At 72.9% G+C, this 26,952-nt stretch carries 23 protein-coding genes; 7 read left to right on the forward strand and 16 right to left on the reverse strand.

Features of this window, described 5'->3' with window-relative positions:
• Positions 1-174: 174 nt before the first annotated feature.
• Positions 175-873, reverse strand: a complete 699-nt coding sequence (locus MTR79_RS01985; protein ID WP_086701584.1) for a class I SAM-dependent methyltransferase — start codon at positions 871-873, stop codon at positions 175-177.
• 133 nt (positions 874-1,006) lie between these two features.
• Positions 1,007-1,465: a hypothetical protein gene (locus MTR79_RS01990; protein ID WP_086701586.1), complete on the reverse strand. Its 459-nt coding sequence runs from the start codon at positions 1,463-1,465 to the stop codon at positions 1,007-1,009.
• Positions 1,466-1,663: 198 nt separating this feature from the next.
• Here MTR79_RS01990 and MTR79_RS01995 point away from each other — a divergent pair, with 198 nt between their 5' ends.
• The gene (locus MTR79_RS01995) at positions 1,664-2,977 is read left to right on the forward strand and encodes a helix-turn-helix transcriptional regulator (RefSeq protein WP_244788914.1); all 1,314 of its coding nucleotides are present in this window, start codon (positions 1,664-1,666) and stop codon (positions 2,975-2,977) included.
• A gap of 141 nt (positions 2,978-3,118) precedes the next feature.
• On the opposite strand, the gene MTR79_RS02000 is transcribed toward MTR79_RS01995, so the two are convergent.
• Entirely contained in the window at positions 3,119-3,727 is a 609-nt protein-coding gene (locus MTR79_RS02000; RefSeq protein WP_244788916.1) for a DUF4232 domain-containing protein, read from the reverse strand.
• Positions 3,728-4,300: 573 nt separating this feature from the next.
• Between MTR79_RS02000 and MTR79_RS02005 the strand changes: the two genes are divergently transcribed.
• A complete protein-coding gene (locus MTR79_RS02005; RefSeq protein WP_244788918.1) occupies positions 4,301-5,203 on the forward strand; it encodes a helix-turn-helix domain-containing protein in 903 nt (300 codons plus the stop codon).
• Between the two features lie 23 nt (positions 5,204-5,226).
• On the opposite strand, the gene MTR79_RS02010 is transcribed toward MTR79_RS02005, so the two are convergent.
• The 7 genes from MTR79_RS02010 to MTR79_RS02040 all read right to left on the reverse strand — a co-directional run bounded on the left by MTR79_RS02010 (position 5,227) and on the right by MTR79_RS02040 (position 11,537).
• Complete coding sequence (locus tag MTR79_RS02010; protein ID WP_244788920.1) at positions 5,227-5,751, reverse strand: SMI1/KNR4 family protein; 525 nt, start codon at positions 5,749-5,751, stop codon at positions 5,227-5,229.
• A gap of 234 nt (positions 5,752-5,985) precedes the next feature.
• Entirely contained in the window at positions 5,986-7,212 is a 1,227-nt protein-coding gene (locus MTR79_RS02015; protein ID WP_244788922.1) for a hypothetical protein, read from the reverse strand.
• Positions 7,213-7,301: 89 nt separating this feature from the next.
• Positions 7,302-7,688, reverse strand: coding sequence for a hypothetical protein (locus MTR79_RS02020; protein ID WP_244788924.1), 387 nt, complete (start codon positions 7,686-7,688; stop codon positions 7,302-7,304).
• A gap of 139 nt (positions 7,689-7,827) precedes the next feature.
• Positions 7,828-9,300, reverse strand: coding sequence for a PLP-dependent aminotransferase family protein (locus MTR79_RS02025; RefSeq protein ID WP_244788926.1), 1,473 nt, complete (start codon positions 9,298-9,300; stop codon positions 7,828-7,830).
• 14 nt (positions 9,301-9,314) lie between these two features.
• Positions 9,315-10,031 (reverse strand): phenylalanine--tRNA ligase beta subunit-related protein, encoded by a 717-nt coding sequence (locus tag MTR79_RS02030; RefSeq protein WP_189365550.1) that lies wholly within the window; start codon positions 10,029-10,031, stop codon positions 9,315-9,317.
• Complete coding sequence (locus MTR79_RS02035; RefSeq protein ID WP_244788928.1) at positions 10,031-10,636, reverse strand: LysE family translocator; 606 nt, start codon at positions 10,634-10,636, stop codon at positions 10,031-10,033. Before MTR79_RS02035 ends, MTR79_RS02030 begins: the two co-directional genes overlap by 1 nt.
• 136 nt (positions 10,637-10,772) lie before the next feature.
• Positions 10,773-11,537, reverse strand: coding sequence for an alpha/beta hydrolase (locus MTR79_RS02040; RefSeq protein WP_244788930.1), 765 nt, complete (start codon positions 11,535-11,537; stop codon positions 10,773-10,775).
• 188 nt (positions 11,538-11,725) lie between these two features.
• Here MTR79_RS02040 and hemB point away from each other — a divergent pair, with 188 nt between their 5' ends.
• A complete protein-coding gene (hemB, locus tag MTR79_RS02045; RefSeq protein ID WP_086705370.1) occupies positions 11,726-12,727 on the forward strand; it encodes a porphobilinogen synthase in 1,002 nt (333 codons plus the stop codon).
• Between the two features lie 10 nt (positions 12,728-12,737).
• On the opposite strand, the gene MTR79_RS02050 is transcribed toward hemB, so the two are convergent.
• Positions 12,738-13,484 (reverse strand): DUF4232 domain-containing protein, encoded by a 747-nt coding sequence (locus tag MTR79_RS02050; protein WP_086705371.1) that lies wholly within the window; start codon positions 13,482-13,484, stop codon positions 12,738-12,740.
• 213 nt (positions 13,485-13,697) lie between these two features.
• On the opposite strand from MTR79_RS02050, the gene MTR79_RS02055 reads away from it, so the two are divergent.
• Positions 13,698-15,134 (forward strand): helix-turn-helix transcriptional regulator, encoded by a 1,437-nt coding sequence (locus MTR79_RS02055; RefSeq protein WP_244788932.1) that lies wholly within the window; start codon positions 13,698-13,700, stop codon positions 15,132-15,134.
• Positions 15,135-15,233: 99 nt separating this feature from the next.
• On the forward strand, positions 15,234-16,448 hold the full coding sequence (locus tag MTR79_RS02060) for a PLP-dependent aminotransferase family protein (protein ID WP_086699510.1): 1,215 nt from the start codon (positions 15,234-15,236) through the stop codon (positions 16,446-16,448).
• Here MTR79_RS02060 and MTR79_RS02065 read toward each other — a convergent pair.
• Positions 16,378-17,418 (reverse strand): XRE family transcriptional regulator, encoded by a 1,041-nt coding sequence (locus tag MTR79_RS02065; protein WP_244788934.1) that lies wholly within the window; start codon positions 17,416-17,418, stop codon positions 16,378-16,380. The two genes, MTR79_RS02060 and MTR79_RS02065, sit on opposite strands and share 71 nt — an antisense overlap.
• Complete coding sequence (locus tag MTR79_RS02070) at positions 17,415-18,218, reverse strand: peptidoglycan-binding protein (protein ID WP_244788936.1); 804 nt, start codon at positions 18,216-18,218, stop codon at positions 17,415-17,417. Before MTR79_RS02070 ends, MTR79_RS02065 begins: the two co-directional genes overlap by 4 nt.
• A 318-nt stretch (positions 18,219-18,536) precedes the next feature.
• Here MTR79_RS02070 and MTR79_RS02075 point away from each other — a divergent pair, with 318 nt between their 5' ends.
• Entirely contained in the window at positions 18,537-18,980 is a 444-nt protein-coding gene (locus tag MTR79_RS02075; RefSeq protein ID WP_086699513.1) for a peptidoglycan-binding domain-containing protein, read from the forward strand.
• Positions 18,981-19,050: 70 nt separating this feature from the next.
• Here MTR79_RS02075 and argS read toward each other — a convergent pair whose 3' ends face one another.
• A complete protein-coding gene (gene argS / locus MTR79_RS02080) occupies positions 19,051-20,808 on the reverse strand; it encodes an arginine--tRNA ligase (protein WP_244788938.1) in 1,758 nt (585 codons plus the stop codon).
• A 210-nt stretch (positions 20,809-21,018) separates the two neighbouring features.
• Here argS and lysS point away from each other — a divergent pair, with 210 nt between their 5' ends.
• Complete coding sequence (gene lysS / locus MTR79_RS02085) at positions 21,019-22,785, forward strand: lysine--tRNA ligase (protein ID WP_086699515.1); 1,767 nt, start codon at positions 21,019-21,021, stop codon at positions 22,783-22,785.
• 87 nt (positions 22,786-22,872) lie between these two features.
• Here lysS and MTR79_RS02090 read toward each other — a convergent pair whose 3' ends face one another.
• Complete coding sequence (locus tag MTR79_RS02090) at positions 22,873-23,262, reverse strand: hypothetical protein (RefSeq protein ID WP_086699516.1); 390 nt, start codon at positions 23,260-23,262, stop codon at positions 22,873-22,875.
• Between the two features lie 83 nt (positions 23,263-23,345).
• Positions 23,346-26,783, reverse strand: coding sequence for an ALF repeat-containing protein (locus tag MTR79_RS33545; RefSeq protein ID WP_086699517.1), 3,438 nt, complete (start codon positions 26,781-26,783; stop codon positions 23,346-23,348).
• Positions 26,784-26,952 lie beyond the last annotated feature (169 nt).

A 26,952-nucleotide genomic window follows, 5' to 3' on the forward strand; every position in this document is an offset into this window, starting at 1 on the left:
TAGTGATCGACTGTCTCCCACACGAAGGGGCGGTTTGCGGGGCGGAACCCGGCGTATTCGGGTACGGCCTGCTTCGGTTCGGCGAACTGGCGGACCTTGGAGCGTGTGGACCGGTCCGGTACCGTGCAAGACGGTGTGGGCGGAGCTGTTATTCGGCCGGTGACGGAGTGTCCGTCAGCCGCGTGGACCGGAAGTCGCGTCGACTGCCTGTTCAGGTAGTCGCGCTTCGACGATGATCGTGCCCAATGCTTGGCCGGTGGGCGCCGGAAGACATCGTGCCTCGACGTCGACGAAGCCATGCTTGTGTGCGATGTCGGCCCACGTCTCGGGAGGATGACACCAGCGGTCCACAGTCATCTCCCTGCCTTCAGGGCCCTTCCCGTACATGGGTTGGCGGCCAGTGAGGTGCTGGGGAGTCTCACCGTGCGAGAAGGTGAACACCCCGCCAGGCGAGAGTCGCTTGGCCACCAGGGGGAACAGCTCGTCCGGGGCGGTGAACCACACCGCGCCCCAGATCGAGTAGACGGCGTCGTACGTCTGGTCGTCGCCCCGGAGGAAGGAGCAGGCCTCTCCTTCCTCGATCGTCAGGGCGGGGACGTCCTTCCACCACCTGCGTGCCCGCTCGACCTGGACCGGGGAGAGGTCCAGCGCCGTGACGCGTACCCCACGGCGCGCCAGCCAGGACGCCTCCCGGCACTCGGCCGCCCCCAGTTCGAGCGCGGTGCGCGGCCGGCCGAGCAGTTCGGCCCCCGGCCCGTGACCTTCGTACTGCGTCCACTCGAAAGCCGTTACTTCGGGAGGCGGCGCCGGTCCGTCACGGTCCGGCTTGTAGCGGTCCCAGAAGAAGACGGGATCGTGTGACGTACGGAGCATGGGCGTCCTTGAGGGGAGCGGGCACGGTGCCCGGGCACCGTAGCCGCGGCCCACACGCGACACGCCACGAAGACACGAACGGGGGTCCGGGCGCCCGTGGTGGGCGCCCGGACCTCAGGTCGTGCTCGATCGATCAGTGGCAGTTCTCGCCCGGCCTGCACGGGCCGCACTTGGCGAAGTCGCGCTCCCACAGCTTCCAGTCCACCGGGAAGCCGTTCTCCGCGATGATGTGGGCCGTGCGCTCCACCGAGCCGTCGTACTTGAACTCGATCTCCGGGATGTGCTCCAGGAACCGGCCGCCGAAGTGCCGGGCGCAGAACTCGCGGTAGTTCTTCGTGTCCAGGATGAAGACGTGGACGGCGATGTCGACCAGGCGACCGCAGCACATCTCCAGGCCCTGACCCCACTTCTCCATCGCCGTGACCAGATACGAGACGGCGGCGGCGAACAACCGCTCGGCCATGACCTCGTCGAAGGGGTGGTCACGCATGAGCAGTTGTACCTCCCGCTGCCAGACCTCCGGCTCGACGTACATCCTGGGGTCCCGCATCGCGGGAGCCGACCCCCGGCCGACTTCCAGGGCTGTGGCCATCGTGGCTCTCCTCCCGTGTACCGCGTGCCCGCTCCCTGTCGGCGGGCCGCACCACCACGGCACCACGTCGTCGGCGGGGAGCGTCCACAACGCCCTTGCCTCGCACGCGGTGTGCACGACGTGCACATCCACTGGGCGTGCTGCTGCGAAGCCCCTACCGTGGACAGACGGTCCTGCTCCTGTCATGGGGGAGGCGCGATGCAGCGCACCATCGACCCGGTGTGGAATTCGTCCAGGGTGCGGTCACTCATGGAGACGAGTGACCCCGGTGGGTTGATCCGACTGGGGCGGGCCCTGCGCGGGTGGCGCCAGGCGGACCTGGGTCGCCGGCTCGGCTGCTCGGCGTCGACCGTCTCGCGCCTGGAGAAGTCCGGCCGCGTCAGCGATCTGCGTCTGTTACAGCGGGCCGCGTGTGAGGTCGGTGTACCGCCGCACATCCTGGGAGCGGCACTGGGCCTCACGGGCCCACGAGCCACTAATGTTGCGCCGAACGGTCCACGCCACATCGAGGAGGACCCGATGCGACGCCGAACGCTGCTCGCAGCGGCCGGGTTGGCCGCCCCCACGTCCCTCCTGCTCGGGGTGGAATCGGCGCTCGCCGACCTGCCTACGCCCTCGGGTTCATCGATGCCGCTGGACGTGCGCCTGGCTCGTGCGCGTGCCGTGTTCGACACCGGCCGGTACGGCGATCTGCTCAAGGCTCTGCCCGACCTGCTCGCTACGGCTCACGCCCGTATTCGTGAGCGTGCGGACATCGATTACGCCCGTCTGTCCGCCTGCTATTCATTGACGGCGCAGGTGCTGGTGAAGATCGGGCGGTACGACCAGGCACGGCTCGCCGCCGACCGTGCGGGTCTCTACGCCGACCTCTCGGGGTCGCCGCTGGTTTCGGCGGCTGCGGCCCGCGAACTGGCCATTGTGCTGCGCCACCAGAATCAGGCGGACACGGCGCAGCGGCTGGTCCTCAGGGCAGCTTCTGCCGTGGAGTCGACTGGTCTCCATACCCAGGCTCAAGCGGCTGCCTATGCGCAGTTGCTCTGCACCACGTCTTATACAGCGGCTCGTGCGGGAGGCCGCGACGAGGCGTTGTCGATGATCGAGGATGCCGCCCGGGCAGCCCGGGATCTGCCCGCCGTTCCGCCGACCGGTCGCCTCTTCGCCATCACACCTGCCTCCGTGCAGTTGTACCAAGTAGGTGTCCACTGGGCGCTCGGTGATGCGGGAGCCGCGATCAGGGCGGGCGGGCAGCTCCGCCCCGAGCAGTTCACCACGGCGGAGCGCAAGGGACGTCTGCACACCGACATGGCCCGTGCGTGGTGGCAGTGGGGGAAGCCCGAGGAGACCGCCCAAAGCCTGCTGGCAGCCTTTCGGGTGACACCGGCCGAAGTCCGGGACCGCCCCAGCATGCGGGCGATCGTGGAAGAGCTGAACCGCTCACACGCCCAGGCCGCCGGTGTCCGCGAGCTGGGGCGTCTGGTGCTTGCCGCAGCCCCGAGGGCCGGAGCTGGGTAGGCAAGGACGCCTTCCAGGAATGTGACGGCTGCGAGCGGGGCTCCTCTTACCCCCCAGAACCGGGCCGCCCGCCGCGAATGCTGGTACGGACAGACAGCACCGGAGCGGCGGCCCAGGTCACCCGGGCGACGTCCGGGCCGCTCAGTCGCCCTGCCCCGCGCTGCCGATCGGGCCGACCTGCACCGGGGTGCCGGAGCCGTCCGTGACGGGGAGGGAGGCGCTGCCCGGCCAGGCGAGGGTGACCGACTTGGTCTCGTTCGGCGGGGTGACGACCAGGCCCGTGACGCGGGCGCCCGAGCCGCCGGAGTCGTTGACCGGGTAGGTGACGGCGAACCACACCGACTTGCCGTCCTTGAGGACGACCGAGGGGGCCTTCTCGCCGGTGCGCTCGGCGGAGAGCGAACCCGCGTTCGTCTTCAGGTCGACCCCCGCGTAACCGGTGAGCGTGCAGTCACGGCCGCCGCCGTTCGTGAACTCCACCGCGACGGTGCCCACGGTGTCACCCTCGATGGTGACGTCCGAGGCGGTGACCTCCAGTTCGTCGGTACGGCAGTCGTCCGCCTTGCCGTCCTCGTCGCTGCCGGTACCGGTGGCCGTGCCCTCCTGGCCCTGGTCCGTGTCACCGCCTGTGGCCGCGGAGGAAGTGACGGGCTTGGGGTCCGCCGCGATGTCCTCCTCGTTCTGGCAGGCCGTGAGCGAGAGGCCCGCGACGACGGCCAGGGTGGCGACGGTGAGCTTGTTGACGCGCATGGTGTCTTCCTCGGTGTCGGTGGGCGTGTGTGTGATGGCCCGTCAGGGCGGCCGTAGCGCCTCACAAGAGCCGCCCCGCCCGCTCGCCGTTCCGCTCGACGGCGCGCCCGGACACGCCTGTTACAGGCGGATGTGTGCGCGGTGACATCTGTGCCCTGCCCGGCACGCACGGCCGTGCGTGCCGGGCAGGGCCGGGCTCCGGTGGGCCGGCCGGCGGGGCCGCGGGCCGTAAAAGACCTAAGTACCTAGGGTAAATACCGACCAACCCAACCAAACCTCGTGTTGATCACTCGGCTGGGTGAAACGTGTCGAACTGGCTGGCGCGGCGGTGGTCCGGGCGGGCACTCTCAGGTCAGAGGGCCGGGCCAACTCGGTGCCTCCCTGACCCCGTACAGACGTCGGCCCCCGCCGGGACGTAGGACTCCCGGGCGAGGGCCTGACCAAAGAGGAAGTACGCCCTTCCCCATGGCTGAGCAGAAGCTTAGTGCTGCCCCGCGCCCGATTCAGGGTGTTCGACGAGCCGCCACTCCGTCCGGTGTCACCCACGTACGTACGTGCCTATCCGGGCAGTACGTGGTCGTCGGCAACCACCTCGCCCAGCACCGTGAGTTGTCGCTGACCGCGATCGGACTGGCGACCCACATCTTCTCGGTGCCCGAGAGCACCCCGGTCGACATCCGCAGTCTCGCCGAGCGCTTCCCCGAAGGGCGGGACCGGATCGCTTTCGCCCTGCGGGAGTTGGAGGCGCACGGCTATCTGCGGCGGGTCCGTGAGCACACGGAGGACGGACGGCTGGTGACGCGGACGTACGCCCACCACACGCCCGTGGATGCGGTGTCCGCCGCTGGCGCGGAGCCCGTGCGGGCGGTGGAGCGGCGTTCGGGAGCGGGCCGTGCCCGTATCCGTCACGCGGTGGAGGCAGTGGGCGGTGAGACACCCCAGGAGGGCGGTAAAGCCGTCGTCGAGCCGGTGGTCCCGGCCGGTCCGACACCCCGCACGCGTCCGGAGACGCCGGTACCTGAGGCCCCCGTCTCCGCCGCCCCCGAGATGCCGCCGCAGGAGCCCGCCCGCTCCGCACCGCTGCACGAGAAGGCGGTCGCGCTGCTCGCCGGCCTGCGCCGCGCCGACGAGCGCCTCACGCTGTCCCTGCGTGAGGTGCGCCGGCTGGCCCCGGCCGTCGTCGACTGGTTCGAACGGGGCGTCGGCCCGGTGGCGTTGCGCCACACCCTGACCGCCGACCTGCCCGTCGTCATGAAGCACCCGGCGGGGGTGCTCGCCTACCGCCTGCGTGAGCTGCTGCCCCCGCCGCTTCCAGCCGCCCCGGAACCTCCACCGGTCACGGGCCGCGCCCACCGCCCGCCCCCCTTCCAGGAGTGCGACGGCTGCGAGCGGGTCTTCCGCGCCCCGGAACCGGGCCGCTGCCGCGACTGCCGGCACGACCAGGTGACAGGCGGCGGGGCGGCGAACGCTGCCTGAAGTGGTCGGCCGCGCGGTCGAGGTCAGCGGCAGAGGGCGTCGATGTGCTCGTCGAAGGCGGGGAACTCGGCGCGAGCCTCGGAAATGATCGTGCGGGCGGGGCGGCGCGGGGTCGTGGCGTGGCGGGCGGCCAGAGCGGGAAGGGCACCGTCGGGACGCGGGGAATGGTCGTCGTACAGGACGGATTCCAGCGGGCCGATGCCCTCCGCAAGCACCCACAGGAAGTCGGACAGGCTGCCGGCGACGACCCCGCGCTCGCCCTCCGAGCTCAGGAAGACCACGGGCTGCTCGGTGAGGGGCCGTCCGGTGCGCACCCGCCAGAGGGCCGCGAGGCCGCCGGTGCCGTCCTGGCCGAACACGCGGAAGGCGTCGCCGTCCAGCTCGGAGTTCCCCGTCCACTGGCGCAGCCACTCGGTGGTCGCCTCGGCGGAGTCGAACGCGTCGTAGGGCTCGAAGTCGATGCCCTCGCCGTCGGCGTAGTCGATGGTGCGGGCCAGTTCGGCCAGGGCGGGCGGGAGGCGGCGGTCGTCGCCGGAGGTGTCGGTCATGCGCGGCACCGTAGCCGCGCACACCGACAGTGGGGGTCAGGGCGGGGCGACCGGACGCACGGCGAGGCCCTCCGGGGGCTGCCGGCCGGTGACGCGCCGGCCGTCGTCGGCCTGGAAGGCCCCCTCGGCCGGCATCGCCGGCTCGACCGGTTCCTCCGCCTCCTGCGCTCGCCGCCGGGGCTGCCGAGGGTGAGGGGATGAGCGTCACCAGCCGCCAAGTCACCGGCTGCCAAGTCACCGACGCTCTGACCCGGGTGCGACCTTCAGGGGACGGGTGCGGTTCACGTACGGGCGGGAGGCGATCGTGACGCACACCGACACCGCTGCCAGCGCCGTGATCGTCACCGTGGGGGAGAGGAACTGCGCCGTGCCGCCCGCCACCGCCGCGCCGATGCCCTGCCACGTCATCCGGCCCGCCGACTCCACGCCCTGCACCTGGCCGCGCACCTGCTCGGGTGTGAGGGCGAGGAGCCGTTCCTGGAGGGGGAGCGTGGCCGCGAAGCCCGCGCTCGCCACGAACACCGCGACCGCCGCCACGGCCGTCGGCGGGTGCAGGGCGAAGACGAGGTACGGCGCCGCGAGCAGCAGGCGGAGCGGGAACGCGCAGCGGCGGCGCCACTCGGTGGAGAGCAGGCGGCCGACCGTCAGGTCGCCGAGGAGCATCCCCCCGGACGCGGCGGCCAGCAGGAGGCCGGCGTCCTGCTGGGCGTACGGGATGAACAGGGCCTCGCAGCCGACGATCAGGCCGTTGGGCACCCACAGGTTGAGAAGCAGGGCGCGCGGGCCGCCACGGGAGAGAAGGGCCCCGTTGGTCGTCCACGTCTCACGCAGGCCGGGGCGGCGGGGCGGGCGGATGGAGCGTTCCCGTACGGTCGCCGCCGTCACGGTGAGAGCCGCCGCCGTCAGCCCGGCCGCCGCGAGGAACAGGCCCTGCGGGGTGAGGTGGCGCAGCAGCACCGCGCCGAGCGCGAACCCGAGGACGGAGGTGCCGCCCGCGGTGATGTTCATCAGTGACCGGGCCGGGACGTACGCGGAGGCCGGCACCGCCTCGGCGAGCAGGCCCATGCGCGTTCCCGTGTTGAGGGACTGGAAGAAGCCGAGCAGCAGGAGCAGCCCGAAGCGGGCGGCGAGCGGCATGCCGGGGACCGCCTGCGCGCAGGCGCCCGCGAGGGCGACGGCCTGGAGCGCGACCAGGGTGCGGCGCGGACGGCTGCCGTCCGCGACCGACATCAGCGTGGTCGCGCCGAGCACGGTCGCGAAGGTCGCGCCGTACATGCTCACGGCGGTGAGGAACGGGGAGCCGGTCGACCGGTCGACGAGCGTGCCGAGCGCGAAGCCGGAGAGGGTGCTCGCGCCGACGGTGAGCGTGAACCCGGCGTACAGGCCGGCGAACTCGCGGTTGCGGAGGAGAGCTCGGTAACCGGGTGGGATATCAGGGGTGTTGGTGGCGTCGGAAGGCATGAAAAAAGCCTTCGGGCTGCCCTGCCGGGGCGCGCCAAAGGCTGACCGAGGGATCATAGCGGGTCCGGAGCGGCCGGCGGACCCGATTCTCAGATCAGGCCGACCGACACCAGACCGCCCGTCGCGGCGACCGTGGCGGCGAGGCCTCGCAGGCCCGGGCCGAGGGCCCTGCGGCCGCCCCGCGTGGACAGCCGGAGCACGGCGTTCGCGGTGAACGCGGGCAGCAGCACGCCGAACATCGCGACGGTGGCGAGCGCGGCGGGGGTGGGTTCGACGGACGTGATGAGGGCGCCGACCGCCATCGCCGCCGCGGCGATCCCGTACAGCGCCGCCGGTACGAAGGTGAGGTCCTCCCGCGGCTGCGGGGTGGGGCCGCGTCCCCTGGCGTGGGCCCAGTGGCGTCGCTCGGTGCCGACCCGTGCCGACACCATGACGACCACCTCGACCGCCAGGACGACCACGGCGATGTGCTCCATCGACACAGCGTTCCCCTGTCCTGCCGTCGCACCAACGTCCATACGCCCGTACTCGTCCTTTCGACCGTACGCACCCCGGCAGCGGCCGGTGAAGCAACTTGAGGGAGTTCAGAGGCTTTTGCTCGGCCGGGGCGTCGGTTCACGCCAGGGTGCCCAGCGCCTTGCCCAGCAGCGCCACACCCTCCGTGAGGGTGCCGGGCGGGTCGGCGGCGTACCCGAGGACCAGGCCGGGGCGGCCGGGGAGCTGCCGGTGCCAGGAGAGGGGGTGGCACTTGACGCCCAAGGCCAGGGCGGCGGCGGCAAGTTCGGTGTCGGGGACGTCCGGCGCGTACGTCACCGTCAGGTGCAGGCCGGCCGCCGCGCCGTGCACGACCGCGCCCGGGAGGTGTTCGCGGACGGCGGTGATGACCGCGTCCCTGCGGCGGACGTGCCGGGCGCGCAGCAGCCGCAGGTGCCGCTCCAGCTGACCCGTCTCCATCAGCCGGGCCAGGACGAGCTGGGGGAGCACCGCGCTGCCGAGGTCGGTGAAGCGTTTCGCGTCGGTCAGCGCCTCCAGGTGCCGCCGGGGCGGGAGCAGCCAGCCGATGCGCAGGGCGGGGGCGAGCAGTTTGGAGACGCTGCCCATGTAGCAGAGGCGGTCGGTGAGCAGGGAGCGCAGCGCGGGGACCGGCGGGCGGTCGTAGCGGTGCTCCGCGTCGTAGTCGTCCTCCAGGATCAGCCCGCCGTCCGCCGCCCACCGCAGCAGCTCGCGGCGGCGCTCCCCGCTGGTCACCACACCGGTGGGGAACTGGTGCGCCGGGGTGAGCAGCACCGCCGGGGCGCCGGTGGCGCGCAGGGCGGTGACGTCCGGGCCGTGTGCGTCGACCGGGACGGGTGGGGTGGACAGGCCGCCGTGCGCGAGATGCTGGCGGGTGCCGAGCGAACCGGGCTCCTCCACCGCGACCGCCGTGATCCCGTCCGCGCGCAGCACCGGGTGCAGCAGGGTGAGTGCCTGCGCGATGCCCGCCACGATCAGGATGCCGTCCGGGTCGACCGCGATGCCCCGGCTGCGCGCCAGCCAGTCGGCGACCGCGCGGCGCAGCCGGGGAGCGCCGCGCGGGTCGCCGTAGCCCAGGTCCGCGCTGGACAGTTCGGCGAGCACGGCCCGTTCGGCGCGCAGCCACGCAGTGCGGGGGAAGGCGGACAGGTCGGGACGGCCCGGGGTGAGGTCGATCCGGGCGTCGGCGGCGCGCAGCGCGTCGAAGACGCGGGAGTCGGGGGAGCCGGCGAACGGGCCCGCCGACGGGGGCTGTCGGGTGCGGGACGGCAGCGGCGGCGGGGGTGCCGCGACCACGACCGTGCCGCCGCGTCGGCGCCCCTCCACATGCCCGTCCTCCGCGAGCCTGCGGTACGCCTCGGTCACCACGCCCCGCGAGACGCGCAGTTCGGCGGCGAGCAGGCGGGTGGCCGGGAGCCGGCTGCCCACGGTCAGCCGGCGGCCGGTGATCGCCAGCCGTACCTGCCGCGCGAGCCAGTCGGCCTTGCCGTCCGCGGGCACGTCGTCCGCCCGCAGTTGCAGGAAGTCCGAGCCGTGCGGGGCTGCCGTGCCGTCCCTGTCGGTCACCCGCGTCATGGTGCCATGCGCGGCTACGGGACCCGGGCGGCGTCGCCGAACGTGAACTCCGGTGCCGCGTCGGTGAGCAGAGCGGTCACCGGCGTGACCGGCCGGCGCGCGCCCAGCTCCTTTGCGAGGGTCTCCAGCACCCGCGCGACCGTGTCCGCCCCGCCCTCGTGCATCGCCTCCGCCACCACGAGGACCCGGCGCGTGCCGTCCCTCACCGCCGAGTGGCCGCTCTGCCGGTTCGTCCAGCGGCGGGCGTGCGCGCGTCCCGCCGAGTCGGCGTACGTCACCTCGCCGGGGGCCGGGTGCTCGGTGCGGCCGTCGAACGTCGTGTACTCCTCGTCGCCGCGCGCGGGCCGCACCTCCAGCAGCGGGCCGGTGATCCGGTCGACGTCGAGCACCGCGATCGGCACCGCGTACGCCACGGAGACCGCGTTGCACAGGTCGACGACCGGGTGGATGCGGGGCAGGGAGCCTTCCTTGCGCAGGCGGCGCAGCAGGGACTCGGAGGCGCAGCGGTACTGCGTCGGACGCAGCCCCGTGCGGGCGAACGCCCGTCGCCACGCCAGCACTTCGGGAAACCGGCTCTCGGGGTCGTCGGCGAGCCGGGCGAGGGCGCGGGAGGTGTACTCCGCCACGCGCGCCTCCACGTCCGCCGTGCCGTCGACGCCCGTGGCGTGGAGCGCGCCCGCCGCCAGGTCCGGGTGGGCGGCCCGGACCTCCTTCGCGTGCCGGAGAATCATCACGCCACCGCCATCCGGGCGCTCAGCCCGACGAAGCTCGCCGTGAAGACGGCGCGCAGGCCGGTGGTGATCCGTGGGCGGGCCAGCAGACGGTCCCGTACCGCTGCCGCGCACACCCCGTAGGCGGCGAAGACCACGAACGTCAGCGCCATGAAGGCCCCGCCGAGCTGGAGCATCAGGCCGAGGGAGTCGGTGGAGCCGGCCGGGACGAACTGGGGGAGGAAGGCGACGAAGAACAGCGTCGGCTTGGGGTTCAGCACATTGATCAGCACCGCGGTCGTGATCACGCGGAGCGCGGGGCGCGGCTCGGACTCCGGGCGGACGGTGAACGCCTCCTTGTCGCGGAGCATCGCCCACGCCATGTACAGCAGGTAGGCGACGCCCGCGTACTTCACCACCGCGTACGCGAGCGGGCTGGAGGCGAGCAGGGCGGCGAGGCCGGTGACGGACGCCAGCAGATGGGGCACGACGGCGAGCGTGCAGCCGAAGGCGGCCACCAGGCCCGCGCGCCGGCCGTGGGAGAGGCCGGCGGCGAGCGTGTAGACCACGCCGGTGCCGGGGGTGACCACCACCGCCAGGGCGGCCAGCAGGAACGCGAGACTCAAGAGGACCTCCGGGGGAACGTCGGTGTTCTCCCAGCCTCGCGGCGTCATGGACCGGTGGACAGAGCCAAAGAGGGGCCGTCGGACAGGTCCACAACGTGCGTTCAGTGGGGGGGGGAGCGGCTCGGCGTCGAAGACGTCAGGCCAGCGCCTCGGCCGTGGCGCGGGCGAAGGCCCCCGGGTTGTCCAGCATGATGGTGTGGCCGCAGTCCGGGACCGGGACCACGCGGACACCCGCCGCCTCCAGGTCCGCGGCGCCCGGGAAGGGGCCGTCGGGCTCCGGATACAGGAAGGTGCGCGGAACCGGCAGGTCCAGCAGCAGCTCCCGCATCGTGGGGGTCGTGCCCCGGACCAGATGCACGGCGCTGCGGTGCAGGGCCTCCAGGCCCGTCAGACGCATCGTCGCCCACCAGGCCTCGCCCGCCCGGTCACGCACCTCCCGCCAGCCGCCCGCGAGGAACTCCTCCTCGCCGTACGCGGCGATGCCCCGGCTGCCGAGAGCGCCCCGCTCCGGCGTCAGCGGGTCCAGGTTGGCGTCGACGAGGACCAGCCGCGACACCAGCTCCGGGTGGCGGGCGGCAAGCACGACGGCGACCGCGCCGCCCATGCTGTGCGCGACCACCTCGGCGCCGGTGACCTTCGCGGCGCGCAGCGCCGCGGCGAGCGCGTCCGCGTGGTCCTCCAGCGTGTAGGCGAACGACGTGGGCCGGTCGCTGTGGCCGTGGCCGAGCAGGTCGATCAGCAGGGAGCGGCGCCCGGCCAGCAACGGGTGCACGGCGGTCTCGGCGAAGTACAGCGGTGAGGTGGCGCCCAGTCCGTGGACGTAGACGCGGGCCGGGTCCCCGCCCGGCAGCTCGGCCCAGCGGATCCGGTCGCCCTCGGTCGTCACGGCGGCGCTGTGCACGGGTCCGGTGCCCCCTCTGTCGTACGGCCGCGGAGTACGTCCGCGGAAGACGAGCACCGTATCCGACGGGTCCCGCGCCGGCTCAGGGGGTGTGGGTGAGGGCGCCGCAGGCGGGCGCGGCCACTGCGTCGTCCGCGCCGACTGTGCGTCGGCAAAGGCACGGGCGGGGCGGGCGTAGCGTAGGTGGTATGACGACGTACGGATCCTTCCCCGGCACGCGCCCGCGGCGTCTGCGCACCTCCCCGGTGATGCGGCGCATGGTCGCCGAGACCCGCCTGCACCCCGCCGACTTCATCCTCCCGGCCTTCGTGCGCGAGGGCGTCGCGGAGCCGGTACCGATCTCGTCGATGCCGGGCGTCGTGCAGCACACCCGCGACAGCCTGAAGAAGGCCGCCGCCGAGGCCGTGGCCGCCGGCATCTCCGGGATCATGCTGTTCGGCGTGCCGGAGGAGTCGAAGAAGGACGGCGCCGGCACCGCGGGCACCGACCCGGACGGCATCCTCCAGGTCGCCCTGCGCGACGTCCGCGCCGAGGTCGGCGACGACCTGCTCGTCATGTCCGACCTGTGCCTCGACGAGTTCACCGACCACGGCCACTGCGGCGTCCTCGACGAGCGGGGCCGCGTCGACAACGACGCCACCCTCGAGCGGTACGCCGAGATGGCGCAGGTCCAGGCCGACGCGGGCGCCCATGTGGTCGGCCCGAGCGGGATGATGGACGGGCAGATCGGCGTCATCCGCGACGCCCTCGACCAGATCGGCCGCGACGACGTCGCGATCCTCGCGTATACCGCGAAGTACGCCTCCGCCTTCTACGGCCCCTTCCGGGAGGCCGTCGGCTCCTCCCTCCAGGGCGACCGCCGCACCTACCAGCAGGACCCGGCCAACCTCCGCGAGTCGATGCGCGAGCTGGAGCTCGACCTGGAGGAGGGCGCCGACATGGTCATGGTCAAGCCGGCCGGCCCCTACCTCGACGTCCTCGCCAAGGTCGCGGACGCGGTGGACGTGCCCGTCGTGGCGTACCAGATCTCCGGCGAGTACGCGATGATCGAGGCCGCCGCCGAGAAGGGCTGGATCGACCGCGACAAGGCGATCCTCGAGTCCCTCACCGGCATCCGCCGCGCCGGCGCGCGCAGCATCCTCACCTACTGGGCCACCGAGGTGGCCCAGCAGCTGAACTCCGCCCGGTGACGGCAGCCGCTCAGTAGGTGAGCGCGTCGTCCGCCGAGGACTGCCAGTACGTCACCGTCAGGCTGCTGTCGTAGTACACGCCCGCGGCCGGCAGGGACGGGATCGCGGCGGGGCCGCCGTCGCTGTTCGGCGTGCGGCCCTGGAAGCCGACGGTGAGCTTCTTGCCGGTGGCGCCGCCCGAGCCGCTGCCGTCGGCCGCCGACAGCAGCACGCCCGCGTACGCCGACTCGCCCGGCGCCAGGGTGACCACGGCCTGCGGCTTGGACTCCTCGACCGGCTGCGGCACCCACTGCATCTCGTCGAACCGCAGCACCGGGTAGTAGGTCAGGTCGCAGTTCTTCGAGCCGGTGTTCTTCACCGTGATCAGCATGTGGTTCACCGGGCGGGAGACCGGCGCGGCGCTGACGGAGGTGTTCGAGCCGTTGCAGGGGTTGAACGTCGCAGGGGCGTCGTCGGACCCGCCCGGGGCGGAGCCCTTGCCGGCCGAGGACCCCTTACTGCCGCTGCCGCTCTCGCCGGAGCCGGCCGTGTCACCGCCGGACCCGGTGGAGCCGTTCGCGGTGGAGCCGTTCCCGCCGCTGCCCGAGGCGGACTCCTCCGGCGCCTGCGAGGAGGCGTCCGAGGGCGTCGACGCGACGGGCTGCGAGGCGGACGCGCCCTCGTCGCGGGTGCCGGTGCCGTCCTGGCAGGCGGTCAGGGCGAGCGAGGCGACGGTGACACCGGCGGCGGCGAGCAGCTGAAGGCGAGAGGTGCGCATGGCGGATTCCTTGTCATCGGAAGGGACTTGGCGCAGCCGCTCGACCGGTCGGCGGGAGCGGCGTGCTTGGATGACCAGAGCGTGCGGTGTGACCCGTCCCGGCCGCCACCACCGACGGGCTTTCCGGGATGCTGGAACGCTCATACCGCTCCGACCTGGGGGAACGGCCGTCCCCTGGAACGGTGGAACGGGACACGGGGGAGTGGAGGAACGGTGTCGGAACAGACGGCCTCGGCGGATTTCGCCGCGCTGCTGCGGGAGTTGAAGGACCGGTCGGGGCTCAGCTACGGGGTGCTCGCCAAGCGGCTCCACATGAGTACGTCGACCCTGCACCGGTACTGCAACGGGGACGCGGTGCCGGCCGACTACGCCCCGGTCGAGCGGCTGGCCCGGCTGTGCAAGGCGCGGCCCGAGGAACTCGTCGAGCTGCACCGGCGGTGGGTGCTGGCGGACGCGGTGCGGGGGCGGAAGGGGGCGGCTGTCGCCGAGACGCCTTCGCAGCAGGCGGGTTCGGGTACGCGATCTGCAGAGGTGGCTTCCGAGGCCGCGCCTCCGGCGGAGGCGTCCCCGGCCGACGCACCCTCGGCGGACGGGCCGCGGGCCGATGCGCCGTCGGTCGACTCACCCTCCGCCGCCCCGGTTGGCCCAACGAATACCAGCCCCTCCGGAGCGGGGGCGCCGTCGAGTCCCCCCACGCACGCCGACGCCCCCGACACGGCGACTCCCGCCCCCGCCCGCCGCCGTACCCGTACCGCCGTCCTCGCGGGCATCGCGGTCGCCGCCGTGGTCGCCGGGGTCGCCCTCGCCGTCGGGCTGCCGGGCGGTGGCGGCTCGGGCGGTGACGGCGACGGCGGAGGGCACCGCCCGGTCGGCGCGGCCGGGGTGACCGGGGAGGAGAGCGCCTCCGCGTCCTCCTCGCCGTCGTCCTCCGCCGGCGCCTCCCCGTCCTCCCCGGCCGAGGAGAAGAGTCCGGCCAGGACGCCGGCCGGGTCCGCGCCCGCCGGCGCCCCGGACGGCGAGGGGCGGATGAGCGGCGTGCCGGTCACGGTGCAGGCGGACCCGTACGCGTGGGAGAGCCCCTGCTCGCAGCGGTACCTGGCCGACAAGCCGGCGAGCGGGATGAAACCGCCGCCGCTGGAGGAGGGCGCAGCGGCCTGGGTGGCGGCGCACGACGCGGTGTCCTCGGGGCAGCAGTACCTGCGGCTCACCGTGCAGGGCACCGGCGCCGAGACCGTGGTCGTCGACGGCCTCACCGTGCGGGTGGCGGGCAAGCGGGCGCCGCTCGCCTGGAACGACTACGCCATGGCCTACCCGGGCGTGGGCTGCGGAGGCGGCGTGCAGACCCGGGCGTTCGCCGTCTCCCTGGACTCGGCGCGGCCGTCCCTGGCCCCCGAACCGGGCAACGGCGACTTCCCGTTCAAGGTCAGCGAGTCCGACCCGGAGGTGTACTACATCACCGCCTCCGTCTCCGCGTACGACGTCGACTGGTACCTGGAGCTGAAGTGGTCCAGCGGCGACCGCAGCGGCACGCTCACCGTCGACGACGAGGGCCGGCCCTTCCGCACCAGCGGCAACGAGGGCCGCCCGGCGTACGAGTTCCCGATCGGCGGCGACGGCTGGGTGCCGGAGGGGACGACGAAACTGGACTGAACCCGTGGGGGTGTCCGGATTCCGGAAAGGCGCGTGTAGAAGGCAGGCGGTTTTCTAGGCTGCGGGGACGTTCCGTCACCCAGTCCCAGGAGCCGTGCCATGACCGTCACCGAGCCGCCCGTCGCCCCCGCACCCACCCCGAGGCTCGCCGCGCGGGCCTCGGCGGTCGGCGGCTCGCCCGTACGGGACATACTGGCGGTCACCGCCAGGCCCGAGGTGATCAACTTCGCGGGCGGTCTTCCGGCGCCGGAGCTGTTCGACGCGGACGGCATCGCGGAGGCGTACCGCGCGGTGTTCGCCGAGATGCCGGCCCGGGCGTTGCAGTACTCGACGACCGAGGGCGAACCGGTGCTGCGGGCCGCGCTCGCCGAACGCGCCTGCGCGCGCGGGCTGGTGACCGCGCCGGACGACCTGCTCGTCACCACCGGTTCCCAGCAGGCGCTGTCCCTCCTCGCCACGGCGCTGCTCGAACCCGGTGACACGGTGCTGGTCGAAGACCCCTGTTATCTCGCGGCGCTTCAGTCCTTCGGCCTCGCCGGGGCGCGGATCGTCGCGGTGCCCGGCGACGAACACGGGCTGGACCCGGAGGCGTTGGAGGAACTGGTGGTCCGCGAGCGGCCCAAGCTGCTCTACACCGTGCCGACGTTCCAGAACCCCACCGGCCGCACCCTCCCCGCCGCCCGCCGGGCCGCCGTCGCCGAGGTCGCCGCGCGGCGCGGACTGTGGATCGTCGAGGACGACCCGTACGGCGAACTGCGGTACGAGGGGGAGCGGGTGCCGTGGATCGCCGCCCACCCGGGCGCGGAGGACCGCACGGTGCTGCTGGGCAGCCTCTCCAAGATCATGGCGCCCGGGCTGAGGCTGGGCTGGCTGCGCGCGCCGGAGGGGATCCGCCGCGCCTGTGCCGTCGCCAAGCAGGCCGCCGACCTGCACACCCCGACCGTCAACCAGCTCGCCGCCGCCCGCTATCTCGCCGACCGCGACCTGGACGCCCACGTCCGCCGCGTGGCGGGCGTCTACGGCGAGCGCCGGGACGCCATGCTGGCCGGCCTCCCGGGCGCGCTCCCCGCCGGCTCGGCCTGGTCGCGTCCCGAGGGCGGCATGTTCCTCTGGGTGCGGCTGCCGTCCTCGTACGACACCACGGCCCTGCTGCCCGAGGTGGTCCGGCACGACGTGGCGTACGTCCCCGGCGCCCCCTTCCACGCGGGCGAACCCGACCGCTCCACCCTCCGCCTGTGTTTCGTCACGCAGACGCCGGGAGAGATCGCGGAGGGGCTGCGGAGACTGGGTGCGGCGCTGCGCGAACGGGCGTGACCGCCCGCTGTTCCGGCCTGAGGGACATCAGGATCGTCTGAGTCACCCGGGCCGCCTGCGCCGGGGTGGCGCCGGGGTGGCTGAGCGGCGGGCGCGGCCGGGTGACGCCGCGGGACGCCTGATCGGCCCGCACCGTGTCCGGCCGGACCGGGGCGTCGAAGCACTCGTGCGCGCCGCCGCCCGCGGGCCGGAAACAGGAGCGGACGACGCTGCCCGGCCGCGCCCGCGTCATCTCGGTGTAGACGTAGGCCTCCGCGTCGGCGCTGTCCACGATCCGCACATCCCGGGCCGGGCCGCCCGCGGTGACGTCCACCCGGTCCCCGATGCGCGCGCCCCACATCCTGGCCCAGGCCGCCGCACACGCCTCGCTGTACCGCACCTCCACCAGCGCGCCGGTGCCCGTGCGGTACGTGGAGACCGTCTCGGGGACGACGGCGCAGGCCATGCGGACCGGGTCCTCTCCCTCGCACGAGGCGCCGTGGCAGCGAGGCGCGACGACGTACGAGGTGCCCGAGTGGGTCGCCGACAGCGGCTCACCGGGAGCGGTGCCGCGCAGGGGCGCCAGGAGCAACGCCAGCGCGACGCCCGCGGCGAGCACCACGTACGCCGAGGTCAGCACCAGGAGCAGCTTGACCGGACTTCCCGGCGACCAGCGGGATGTCGCGGGCGGTTCCGGCGCGACGGGCGGCGGCTGCGCCGGAGCGGGGACAGCGGGCGCGACCACCGCCGCCCTCCCCTTCCACTCCGCCTGGGCGAGGTCCCACAGCGCCAGCAGCCGTTCCTCCGGCTCGCCGGCGGTCCGGCACAGCTCACGGACCGCCTGCCGGGGCGGCAGTGCCTTGCCGTTGACGTACCGCTCCCAGGTCGACTTGCTGTACGCGGTGGTCTTCGCCAGTGCCGCCAAGCTGAGGCCCGTACGTGCCCTCAGCGCGCGCAGCTCCGTGGTCAGCCGGGTGTGAGCGGTGGTCACGTCGCCCCCCACGTCCGCAGGGCCCGCCAGGTGTCCGGACCGACGGCACCGTCCACGGTCAGCCCTTCCCGGTCCTGGAACCGCCGGACCGCGCGCCGGGTCAGCGGGCCGAAGATTCCGTCGACGTCCCCCGGCGACACTCCCGCCCGGCGCAGCAGGCACTGCGCCTCGATCACCACAGGTCCCGTGTGACCGTAGGTGGCGACGGCCCGCAGGGTGCGGCTGTGCCCCGCGTACCAGCGGCCGTCGGTCCGCGCGAGCCTGCAGGTGTGGAGCGACGGCAGCACGGCCGCCGGATCCGGCGCCGTCGCTCCGGCCGCGGCGACGGTGTCGGCACGGGCGGCCCTGGCGGCCTCCCGCGCCTCGGCCAGTTCGGCGGCGAGGACGAGCACCGCCGAGACGGACAGCACCAGGGCCGTCACACCCGCCGTGAGCGCCACACGCATCGCGCGCTCGTACGGCCACGGTGTCACGGGCGCGGGCGGCTCCTGGTCCGTGGCCGGCGGAGATGTGGACGGGGAGCCTCCGTGTGTCTCCCCCCAGCGGTCCGACGCCATCTCGTGCAGCACCAGCAGACTGCTCGGATCGCCGCCGCACACCCGCGCCAGCGCCTCGACCGCCTCCCGGGGCGGTAACGACCGCCCGCCGAGGTAGCGCTCCCACGACCTCGCGCTGTAGCCGGTTCTCGCGGCCACCTGACGGGTGCTGTACTCGCTGCGGTCCTTCAGCCGGCGCAGGCGCACGATCAGGTCCCGTACCTGTGGATGCAGTTCTGCGGGCAGCTCTTTCCAACGCGACATGAGTCCCCCGTTCGCGTTCGGGATCGCCGATCCCGGACCCCCGTGGGCCAGGCGGTCACCCGTGCCCGGGCGTCATTCTGCACCAACCACCGCCGCCCGAACGGGAGCCCGGCGCGCCCCCGGGTACGGGATCCGGCCGTCGGGCGTCCCGTGAGACCGCCGTCGCGAACGACGTCCCAGCAGCTCAGCGGCCGGGACGTCCCGGACGCCCGTCACTTCTGCGTCAACTGTGGCGAGGCGTCGTGTCGGCCCAGCAGTCTCGATGCGGAGCCGGCCGCGACCGGTTCCGCCCATCGCACCTCGACGGAGGGAAACGGAATGCGCGTTCTGATGAAGACGCTCGTCAGTGTCACCACCGCCATCGGGATCGCCGCCGGCGGCCTGGCGACCGCGGGCACGGCCATGGCGGCTCCCGCGACGGCCCAGGAGCGGGTGGTGACCGCGGATGCGGGCACGCTCGCAGTGGTCAACCTGGGGCTGAGCTCCGCCCAGGCCAAGAACGTGCAGCGCTGGCTGAAGACGTACCACGGGTACACGGGAGCCATCGACGGCCAGTTGGGCACCAACAGCTGGAAGGCGTTCCAGCGCTGCCTGAAGAAGTACTGGGGTTACACCGGCGCCATCGACGGCATCGTCGGCGGCGGCACGGTCTCGGCGCTCCAGCGTCTCCTGAAGGCCAACGGGTACTACAACGGCCCGATCGACGGCATCGCGGGCGACGGCACCAAGGCCGCGTTCAAGACGTGGGCCAACGCGATCTGACCGCACGCGCCGCGGCCCGTCCGCTCCCCCCGAGGGAGTGGACGGGCCGCGTCTCGTCGGCGTCAGGGCGTCAGAGGCGCTCGGGCGTCCTGATGCCCAGCAGGGCCATGCCCTTGGTCAGCGTGCGGGCCGTGAGGTCGCACAGGAACAGGCGGTTCTCCACCTGCTGAGGCGATTCCGCCTTCAGTACCGGGCACTTGTCGTAGAACGACGTGTACAGCGACGCCAGCTGGTACAGGTACGCCGTCAGCTTGTGCGGCGCGTACTCCGCCGCCGCCTCGAACACCGTGTCCCCGAACGCGTCCAGGTGCAGTCCGAGCGCCCGCTCGGCCTCGTGCAGCTCCAGCTCCGGGTGCGCGGCCGGCCGTACGTCGCCGGCCTTGCGCAGGATCGACTGGATGCGGGCGTACGCGTACTGGAGGTACACCGAGGTGTCGCCGTTGAGCGAGACCATCTGGTCCAGGTCGAACTTGTAGTCGCGGCTCGGCGACGTCGACAGGTCCGCGTACTTCACGGCGCCGATGCCGACCTGCGCGGCCCGCTCCTGGATCTCCTCCTCGGTGAGGTCCTTCGCCTTCTCCCGGACGACCTCGGCGGCCCGCTGCACGGCCTCGTCCAGCAGGTCCTCCAGCCGGACCGTCTCGCCCTCACGGGTCTTGAACGGCTTGCCGTCCGCGCCGAGCACCGTGCCGTAGCCCATGTTGTGCGCGGTGACGTCGTCGTTCAGCCAGCCGGCCCGGCGGGCGGTCTCGAAGACCATCTTGAAGTGCAGCGACTGCCGCACGTCCACCACGTACAGCAGGGTCGTGGCGCGCAGGCCGAAGACCCGGTCGCGGATCGCGGTGAGGTCGGAGGCCGCGTAGCCGAAGCCGCCGTCGGCCTTCTGCACGATCAGCGGGACCGGCTGGTCGTCCTTGCCGCGGATGTCGTCGAAGAACACCACCAGCGCGCCCTCGGAGCGCTCGGCGACGCCCATCTCCTCCAGCAGCCGCGCCGTCTCGGGCATGCCCTCGTTGTAGGCGGACTCGCCGACGATCTCGTCGTCGCGGATCTCCATGTCGAGCTTCTCGAAGACCGAGTAGAAGTAGACCTTCGACTCGTCCACGAACTGCTGCCACAGCTCGAGGGTCTCCTTGTCGCCGGACTGCAGGGCGACGACCCGCTTGCGCGCCCGCTCCTTGAACTCCTCGTCGGCGTCGAAGAGGGCCCGCGAGGCCTTGTAGACCCGGTTGAGGTTCGACATGGCCTGCTCGCCGTCGACCTCGGAGGCCGGGGCCAGCTCGCCGGGGTGCTCCATCAGGTACTGGATGAGCATGCCGAACTGGGTGCCCCAGTCGCCGATGTGGTGCCGGCCGATCGTCTTCTCGCCCGTGAAGTCGAGCATGCCGCGCAGGGCGTCGCCGATCACCGCGGACCGCAGATGGCCGACGTGCATCTCCTTGGCCACGTTCGGCTGGGCGTAGTCGATCACCGTGGTGCCCGGGTCGCCGGCGAGGGGCACGCCGAGGCGGCCCGTGTCGTCCGCGTACCGCGCGGCCAGGTTCGTGAGGACGGCCCGGTCGGCGATCGTGATGTTGAGGAAGCCGGGGCCGGACACCTCGACGTCCTTGATGACCTCACCGGTGGTGATCCGGGAGACGACCTCGGTGGCCAGGTCCCGCGGGTTGGCCTTCGCCTTCTTCGCCAGCGCGAGGATCCCGTTGGCCTGGAAGTCCGCCCGGTCGCTGCGTCGCAGCAGCGGGTCCGCGGACGCCTCCGGCCGGGTGGCGGAGAGGGCGGACGTGAGCTGCTTGCTGACGAGATCGGTGAGCGATGTGACCGAGGCCATGGAGTGGGTGCCGTTCTCCTCGTGGGTTCAGATAGACACGGTCAGTATCCCACGGGGGGTAAAGCGGTTTTCCCGTGTGCGGGGGCGCCGGCGGCCTCCCGCGGGCTCTCCCGGGCCGGTGAAAAGGCGTTTTCGCGGTGGCCGGGGGAGCTGGGAGAATGGCACGGTCAGCCGTGCGACCGTACCGGCTGCCCGAGCAGAAAGAAGGACGTGCCGATCGTGGCTCAGAGCACCGAGACCACCGACTGGGTCTCCCGTTTCGCGGATGAGGTCATCGAGGAGTCGGAGCGTCGGGCCCCGGGCGCGAAAACATCAGGCGCTGCCGCGCCGGTCGTCGTCGTCGCGTCCGGGCTGTCCCCCTCCGGTCCCATCCACCTGGGCAACCTGCGCGAGGTCATGACCCCGCACCTGGTCGCCGACGAGATCCGCCGCCGCGGGTACCAGGTGCGCCACCTGATCTCCTGGGACGACTACGACCGCTACCGCAAGGTGCCGGCCGGCGTCCCCGGCGTGGACGAGACCTGGGCCGAGCACATCGGCAAGCCCCTCACCTCGGTCCCGGCCCCGAAGGGCTCCCCGTACCCGAACTGGGCCGAGCACTTCAAGGCCGCCATGGTCGAGTCGCTGGCCGAGCTGGGCGTGGAGTTCGACGGGATCAGCCAGACGGAGCAGTACACCTCAGGCGTCTACCGCGAGCAGATCCTGCACGCCATGAAGCACCGCGGGGACATCGACGCGATCCTCGCGCAGTACCGCACCAAGAAGGCCCCGGCGAAGAAGCAGCAGCAGAAGCCGGTGGACGAGGCGGAACTGGAGGCCGCCGAGGGCTCCGGCGCCGCCGCCGAGGACGACGGCAGCTCCGGCTCGGCCGGGTACTTCCCGTACAAGCCGTACTGCGGCAACTGCGAGAAGGACCTCACCACCGTCACGTCGTACGACGACGACTCCACCGAGCTGACCTACTCCTGCACCTCGTGCGGCTTCTCGGAGACGGTCCGGCTGAACGAGTTCAACCGCGGCAAGCTGGTCTGGAAGGTCGACTGGCCGATGCGCTGGGCCTACGAAGGCGTGATCTTCGAGCCCAGCGGCGTGGACCACTCCTCGCCCGGCTCGTCGTTCCAGGTCGGCGGGCAGATCGTCGGGATCTTCGGCGGCGAGCAGCCGATCGGACCGATGTACGCGTTCGTCGGCATCAGCGGCATGGCGAAGATGTCGTCGTCCAAGGGCGGGGTGCCCACCCCGGCGGACGCCCTGAAGATCATGGAGCCGCAGCTGCTGCGCTGGCTGTACGCGCGCCGCCGCCCGAACCAGTCCTTCAAGGTCGCCTTCGACCAGGAGATCCAGCGTCTCTACGACGAGTGGGACCGCCTCGAGGCCAAGGTCGCCGACGGCTCCGCGCTGCCCGCCGACGTCGCGGCGCACTCCCGCGCGGTGCGCACGGCGAGCGGTGAGCTGCCGCGCACGCCCCGGCCGCTGCCGTACCGCACGCTGGCCTCGGTGGCCGACATCACCGCCGGCCACGAGGACCAGGCGCTGCGCATCCTCAGCGACCTCGACCCGGCGAACCCGCTGGCCTCCCTCGACGAGGCCCGCCCGCGCTACGACAAGGCCGAGGCGTGGATCAACACCCATGTCCCCGCCGACCAGCGCACCATCGTCCGCGACGAGCCCGACACGGAGCTGCTGAAGTCCCTGGACGAGCAGGGGCGGGAGTCCCTGCGGCTGCTGCTCGACGGCCTCGCCGGCAACTGGTCCCTGGACGGCCTGACCCACCTCGTCTACGGCGTCCCGAAGGTCCAGGCGGGCTTCTCCGCCGACGCCACGCCCAAGGAGCTCCCCGCGGAGATCAAGACCGCCCAGCGGTCCTTCTTCGCGCTCCTCTACCAACTCCTGGTCAGCCGCGACACGGGCCCGCGCCTGCCGACCCTGCTGCTGGCGGTGGGGCAGGACAGGGTGCGGCATCTGCTCGGCGCGTAGCACGCACACCCACGACGAAGGGGCGCCCGGTGATCCCACCGGGCGCCCCTTCGGGCATGAGGCACCTCGTCGTGGCCCGCCCAGGACTCAGGTGTTGGCCGCCCACACACCGACCACGACGGCCAGGGAAACGATCAGGGAGCAGAAGATCCACACCGCCGAGGGGGTGTGCAGCTTGACCTGGATCTCCGGATGCTGTTCCTGCCGCAGGATGTCGGCGGCGACCCGCTTGCTCACCGGGACGATCATGACGAGCAGCATCAGGAGACTCGCGGTGTAGAAGTAGAGCGCCTCCGGCAGGGACCACTTCTCCCCCAGGGCGCTCAGGAGCAGGACGGGCCCCAGGACGAGCGGGATGAACGACACGCTCCTCTTCCCCTTCGGCGTCGGCATGGACCGGCGCATCAGGGCGGTGTGGAGCGGAGTGACCGCAAGTGCGACGAGGATCCAGACGTAGGTGGGCAGGGACAGGAACAAGGGTGTGGGTCCTTCCGGAGCGGATCGCGGTATGCCTGCGGTGAACGTACTCGTGATCCGCCCCGGAACCCATCCGTTCCCCCTTACCAGGGCGTGAGGGCGTCCCACGCGTCGCTCACGGTGTCGCTGACCGTGTCCGTGGCCTGGTCCCACTTGGTGGTGAAGACCCCGACCGCCGGGGAGATCAGCTCCTGCTGGAGCCGGGCGGCGATGACGGGGGCGGAACGAAGGCCGTTGGTCCCCCACTTGATGACGCCCGACACCCCGCCGAACTTGGTGAGCGGGATACCGCCGGTGAGGACGCTGATGGCGACGCCGGCGGAGGAGGAGAGGAACGCGTTCGAGGTCCACCCGTCGGTGAACCCGGTGATGACGGCGGCCGCCACACCGCTGACGAGGGATATCGTGCCCGCGGTTCCCGCGATCACCTCGCCCAGGGGCGGGGGGATCAGCAGGGAGGCGGCCGCGATGCCGCCCGAGATGGTGGACACGGCCGACAGGACGTTGGCGACCTCCTGCCAGTCCTCCTTGGTGCCGCCGAGGAAGGTGCCAGGCTTCTCCACCTTGTCGTGGTCGGCGGTGTCGGAGGGGTCCACACCGTTCTGCTTGTTGCTGCGGGCCTCCTCCGCCGCCTTCCTGGCCGCGGCCGCCAGCTCCGCCTTCCGCTTCGCGACGGCGATCGCGCGCGCCTCGGAGGCCGCCTGCGCCGCCTCCCTCGCGTCCTTGCCCGCCGCGACGGCCGACGCCTGGGCGGCGGACGCGGACGCCTGTGCCGCGAGGGCCGACTGGACGGCCGAACTCGCGGACGCCGTAGCCTGGTTGGCGGAGTAGTTGGCCCGACGGGACGCCGAGCGCGCGGCCAGGGCGGCCGCCTTCGCCGTCGCGGCGGACGCCGAGGCGTCCTTCGCGGACTGCTCCGCGGCGTCCGCGTACGCGTCCGCCTCCTGGGCGTACTCGGCCGCCTGTGCCGCCGACTTCTTGGCGGCGTCGGCCCACTTGACCGCCTCGTCGGCCGCCTTCCGCGCGTCCGCCGCGGCCTTGGACGCGTGGGCGGCGTCCGTCTGGGCGTCCTGCGCGATCTTCGCGGCGTGGGCGAGGGACGCGCGGACGGCGGCGATGTGGGCGGCGGCGTCCGCGTCGAGCTGCACCATGCGGGGGTGGACGGTGGTGAGGAAGTCCCGGAGCATCCACTCCGGCCCCTCCAGGGCCACGTTCGCGGCCATCTTCGTGTAGGGCCCGGCGGTCGCCAGGACGGTGAAGACGGCGACACGGTCGTCCTCGTTCTGCGCCGCCGGGTACTTGGTGGCGAAGAACTCGTGGAGCGCCTTGGCGGACCCGTCGCTGAGCGCGGCGGTGGCGGCCTCCTTGACCGCCTTGCCCGGGTTCTTCCCGAGGACCCGGAACACCGCGACCGAGTTGTCGGTCTTCGCCGCCTCGATCATCCCCCCGTTGAGGAACGCGGCGACGGCGCCGGGGTCGGCGGACTCCAGGGCCCTCTGCGCGGCCTCGGCCACATCGGGGGTGGAGATCCGCGCGATGTAGAGAACGGTCTCCCGGTCGTCCTGGTTCTGGGCGATGACCCGGTCGGTGTCGACCCAGGCCAGGACCGCCTGGTCGTCGCCGGAGAGGGCGAACTCCGCGGCCTCGCGCGTCCAGGTGCCGTGCGACGACAGCAGGTTGAGGCACGCCTTGCGGCCGGCGACGACAGCGGTCTGCTCGTCCCCCTCCCGGAGCGCCCGCTCGGCCTCCACGATGAGGTCCTTGGTGGCCGAGTCCAGCGCCTGCTGCTGGGTGAGCTGGTTGCGGGCGGCCTCGAGGTCCTCTTCCTCGATTGCCTTGAGACGGCGGGCCTCGTCCCGTCCCTGGAGGGTGTGTTCCTCGATCTTCGTCTGTTCGGCCTCCCGCGCCTCCTGCTCGACCTCCATCGCCTCACGGACCGCGGCCGTCGCCGCGTCGGCGGCTTCCTTGGCCTGGGCGGCGAACTGGGTGGAGCGGTTGGCGTGGTCGACGGCCTCCCCCGCGTGCTTGGCCGCCTCCTCCGCCGCGTCCGCCGCCTTCTCCGCGTGGTCCGCTGCGGAGTTGGCCGCGTTCCGGGCGGTCCTGGCCGCGCTCGCCGCGGTGGCGGCCAGGGACTGGGCGGTGGACGCCGCACGGGTGGCCCGTGCGGCCTGCGCGTCCGCCTCGGCGGCCGCGGCGCGGGCCGCTGCGGCCTCCGACTGCGCCACTCCGGCGGCGGTGGCCGCGGTGGCGGCGGAGTTCGCGGCGGAGGCGGCGTTGCGGGCCGCCGAGGCCGCGGCGGAACCGGCCGAGGAGGCCTGCGCCGCGGCCGTCGAGGCGTGGTCCGCGGCGGCCGCGGCGGTACGCGCCTTCTTCGCGGCGTTACGGGCGCTGACGGCGGCGTCCTTCGCGGCCTGCGCCTGGGAGGCGTCCGCGGACGCCGCGATGGCGGACCGGTAGGCGTTCGAGGCGGCACGCGCGGCGGTCGCGGCCGCGGCGGCGGCCGCGTTCGCGGCCCAGGCGGCCCGACGCGCCGCCGTCTGGGCGGCGTTGGAGGCGGAGATGGCGGTACGGGCCGCCTGCGCGGCTCCCTTCGCCGCACCGGCCGCCTTGCGGGCGGCGCTGCCGGCCTTCTTCACGTCGTTCTGCGCCGCCTGGGCCTCTTCCGCGGCCTCCAGCGCGGCGGCCTTCGCCTTGGCGGCGGCGGTCTGCGCCTTCTCCGACTCGGCCACCGCCTGCTCCATCGTCAGATGGGCGCGGTTGCCCTCGCGCTCGACGATGGCGACGAGCTGGTCGATGGTCGCCTTCTCCTGGTCACGGGCGCGGGCGATGTGCTGCTCGGTCTCCAGGAACCAGCCGATGGCGCCCGCCGTGCCCTCCTCCAGGGCGCGCTGCGCGGACGTCTTCACCTGAGGTGAGGCGGTGGCCAGCACCTTGAAGACCTCCGCCCGCTCGTCCTCGAAGCGTGCGGTGAACTGCGTCTCGGTGACGAACTTCATCAGCGCGTCGAGGGAGCCGTCGTCGAGCGCCTTGCTCGCGGCGGCCTTCACGCTCGTGCCGCCCTGGCCCATCAGCGTGAAGGTGAGGACGCGGAGATCCTCCAGCTGCGACCCCTCGTACCCGCCGGCGAGGAAGGCGGCGATCGCCTCGTCCCCCGCCGTCAGCGCGGCGGAGATGTCGCGTGCGACACCCTTGCCGGAGCCGGCGAGGGCCTTGAAGAGGGCGACGCGGTTGTCCTCGGCGACCGCGGAGGCGAGCCCCGTGGCGACGAACTGCTCGACGTCGGCCTGAGTGCCGGTGAGCGCGGCCGCCGCCGCGCTCCTCACTGCCTTGCCGCCCGCCTTCCACGCGGAGACGGCCTTGCCGCGGGGGGTGTCCGGCAGCGAGGGGAGGCTGGGCGTGTCGCCTGTGGCCGCGGTGGCGGCGTAGACCTGGGCGGTCGTGGCGAACGGGATCGACGTGGCTGCCGTGGTGGCGGCAGCGACGGTCAGGAACCGGCGTCTGCTCCAGAAAGTGGTGTTCACGAGTCCATCCGTCTGGTCGGCAACAGGCGGCTCGACACCGCGTGGTGAACGGCCGTCGGTCGCGGTCGGGATTCGTCAAAGCGGCACACGCGCACCCCAACCGGCTTGTCTGGCAAGCAAGTTGTGGGCAGCACGCGACAAAGGGCGGGAGGAAGTGCGGAAGTGAGCG

This window comes from Streptomyces sp. BJ20 (assembly GCF_022869105.1).
Taxonomy (GTDB): Bacteria; Actinomycetota; Actinomycetes; order Streptomycetales; family Streptomycetaceae; genus Streptomyces; species Streptomyces griseoincarnatus.

Coding starts and splice junctions, on each gene's coding strand:
- MTR79_RS02020 (WP_244788924.1), bottom strand. CDS start 7,688: ATGGAGCACATCGCCGTGGTCGTCCTGGCGGTCGAGGTGGTCGTCATG.
- MTR79_RS01985 (WP_086701584.1), bottom strand. CDS start 873: ATGCTCCGTACGTCACACGATCCCGTCTTCTTCTGGGACCGCTACAAG.
- MTR79_RS02050 (WP_086705371.1), bottom strand. CDS start 13,484: ATGCGCACCTCTCGCCTTCAGCTGCTCGCCGCCGCCGGTGTCACCGTC.
- MTR79_RS02010 (WP_244788920.1), bottom strand. CDS start 5,751: ATGACCGACACCTCCGGCGACGACCGCCGCCTCCCGCCCGCCCTGGCC.
- MTR79_RS02015 (WP_244788922.1), bottom strand. CDS start 7,212: ATGCCTTCCGACGCCACCAACACCCCTGATATCCCACCCGGTTACCGA.
- argS (WP_244788938.1), bottom strand. CDS start 20,808: ATGGCCTCGGTCACATCGCTCACCGATCTCGTCAGCAAGCAGCTCACG.
- hemB (WP_086705370.1), top strand. CDS start 11,726: ATGACGACGTACGGATCCTTCCCCGGCACGCGCCCGCGGCGTCTGCGC.
- MTR79_RS01990 (WP_086701586.1), bottom strand. CDS start 1,465: ATGGCCACAGCCCTGGAAGTCGGCCGGGGGTCGGCTCCCGCGATGCGG.
- MTR79_RS02075 (WP_086699513.1), top strand. CDS start 18,537: ATGCGCGTTCTGATGAAGACGCTCGTCAGTGTCACCACCGCCATCGGG.
- MTR79_RS01995 (WP_244788914.1), top strand. CDS start 1,664: ATGCAGCGCACCATCGACCCGGTGTGGAATTCGTCCAGGGTGCGGTCA.
- MTR79_RS02025 (WP_244788926.1), bottom strand. CDS start 9,300: ATGACGCGGGTGACCGACAGGGACGGCACGGCAGCCCCGCACGGCTCG.
- MTR79_RS02000 (WP_244788916.1), bottom strand. CDS start 3,727: ATGCGCGTCAACAAGCTCACCGTCGCCACCCTGGCCGTCGTCGCGGGC.
- MTR79_RS02070 (WP_244788936.1), bottom strand. CDS start 18,218: ATGTCGCGTTGGAAAGAGCTGCCCGCAGAACTGCATCCACAGGTACGG.
- MTR79_RS02060 (WP_086699510.1), top strand. CDS start 15,234: ATGACCGTCACCGAGCCGCCCGTCGCCCCCGCACCCACCCCGAGGCTC.
- MTR79_RS02030 (WP_189365550.1), bottom strand. CDS start 10,031: ATGATTCTCCGGCACGCGAAGGAGGTCCGGGCCGCCCACCCGGACCTG.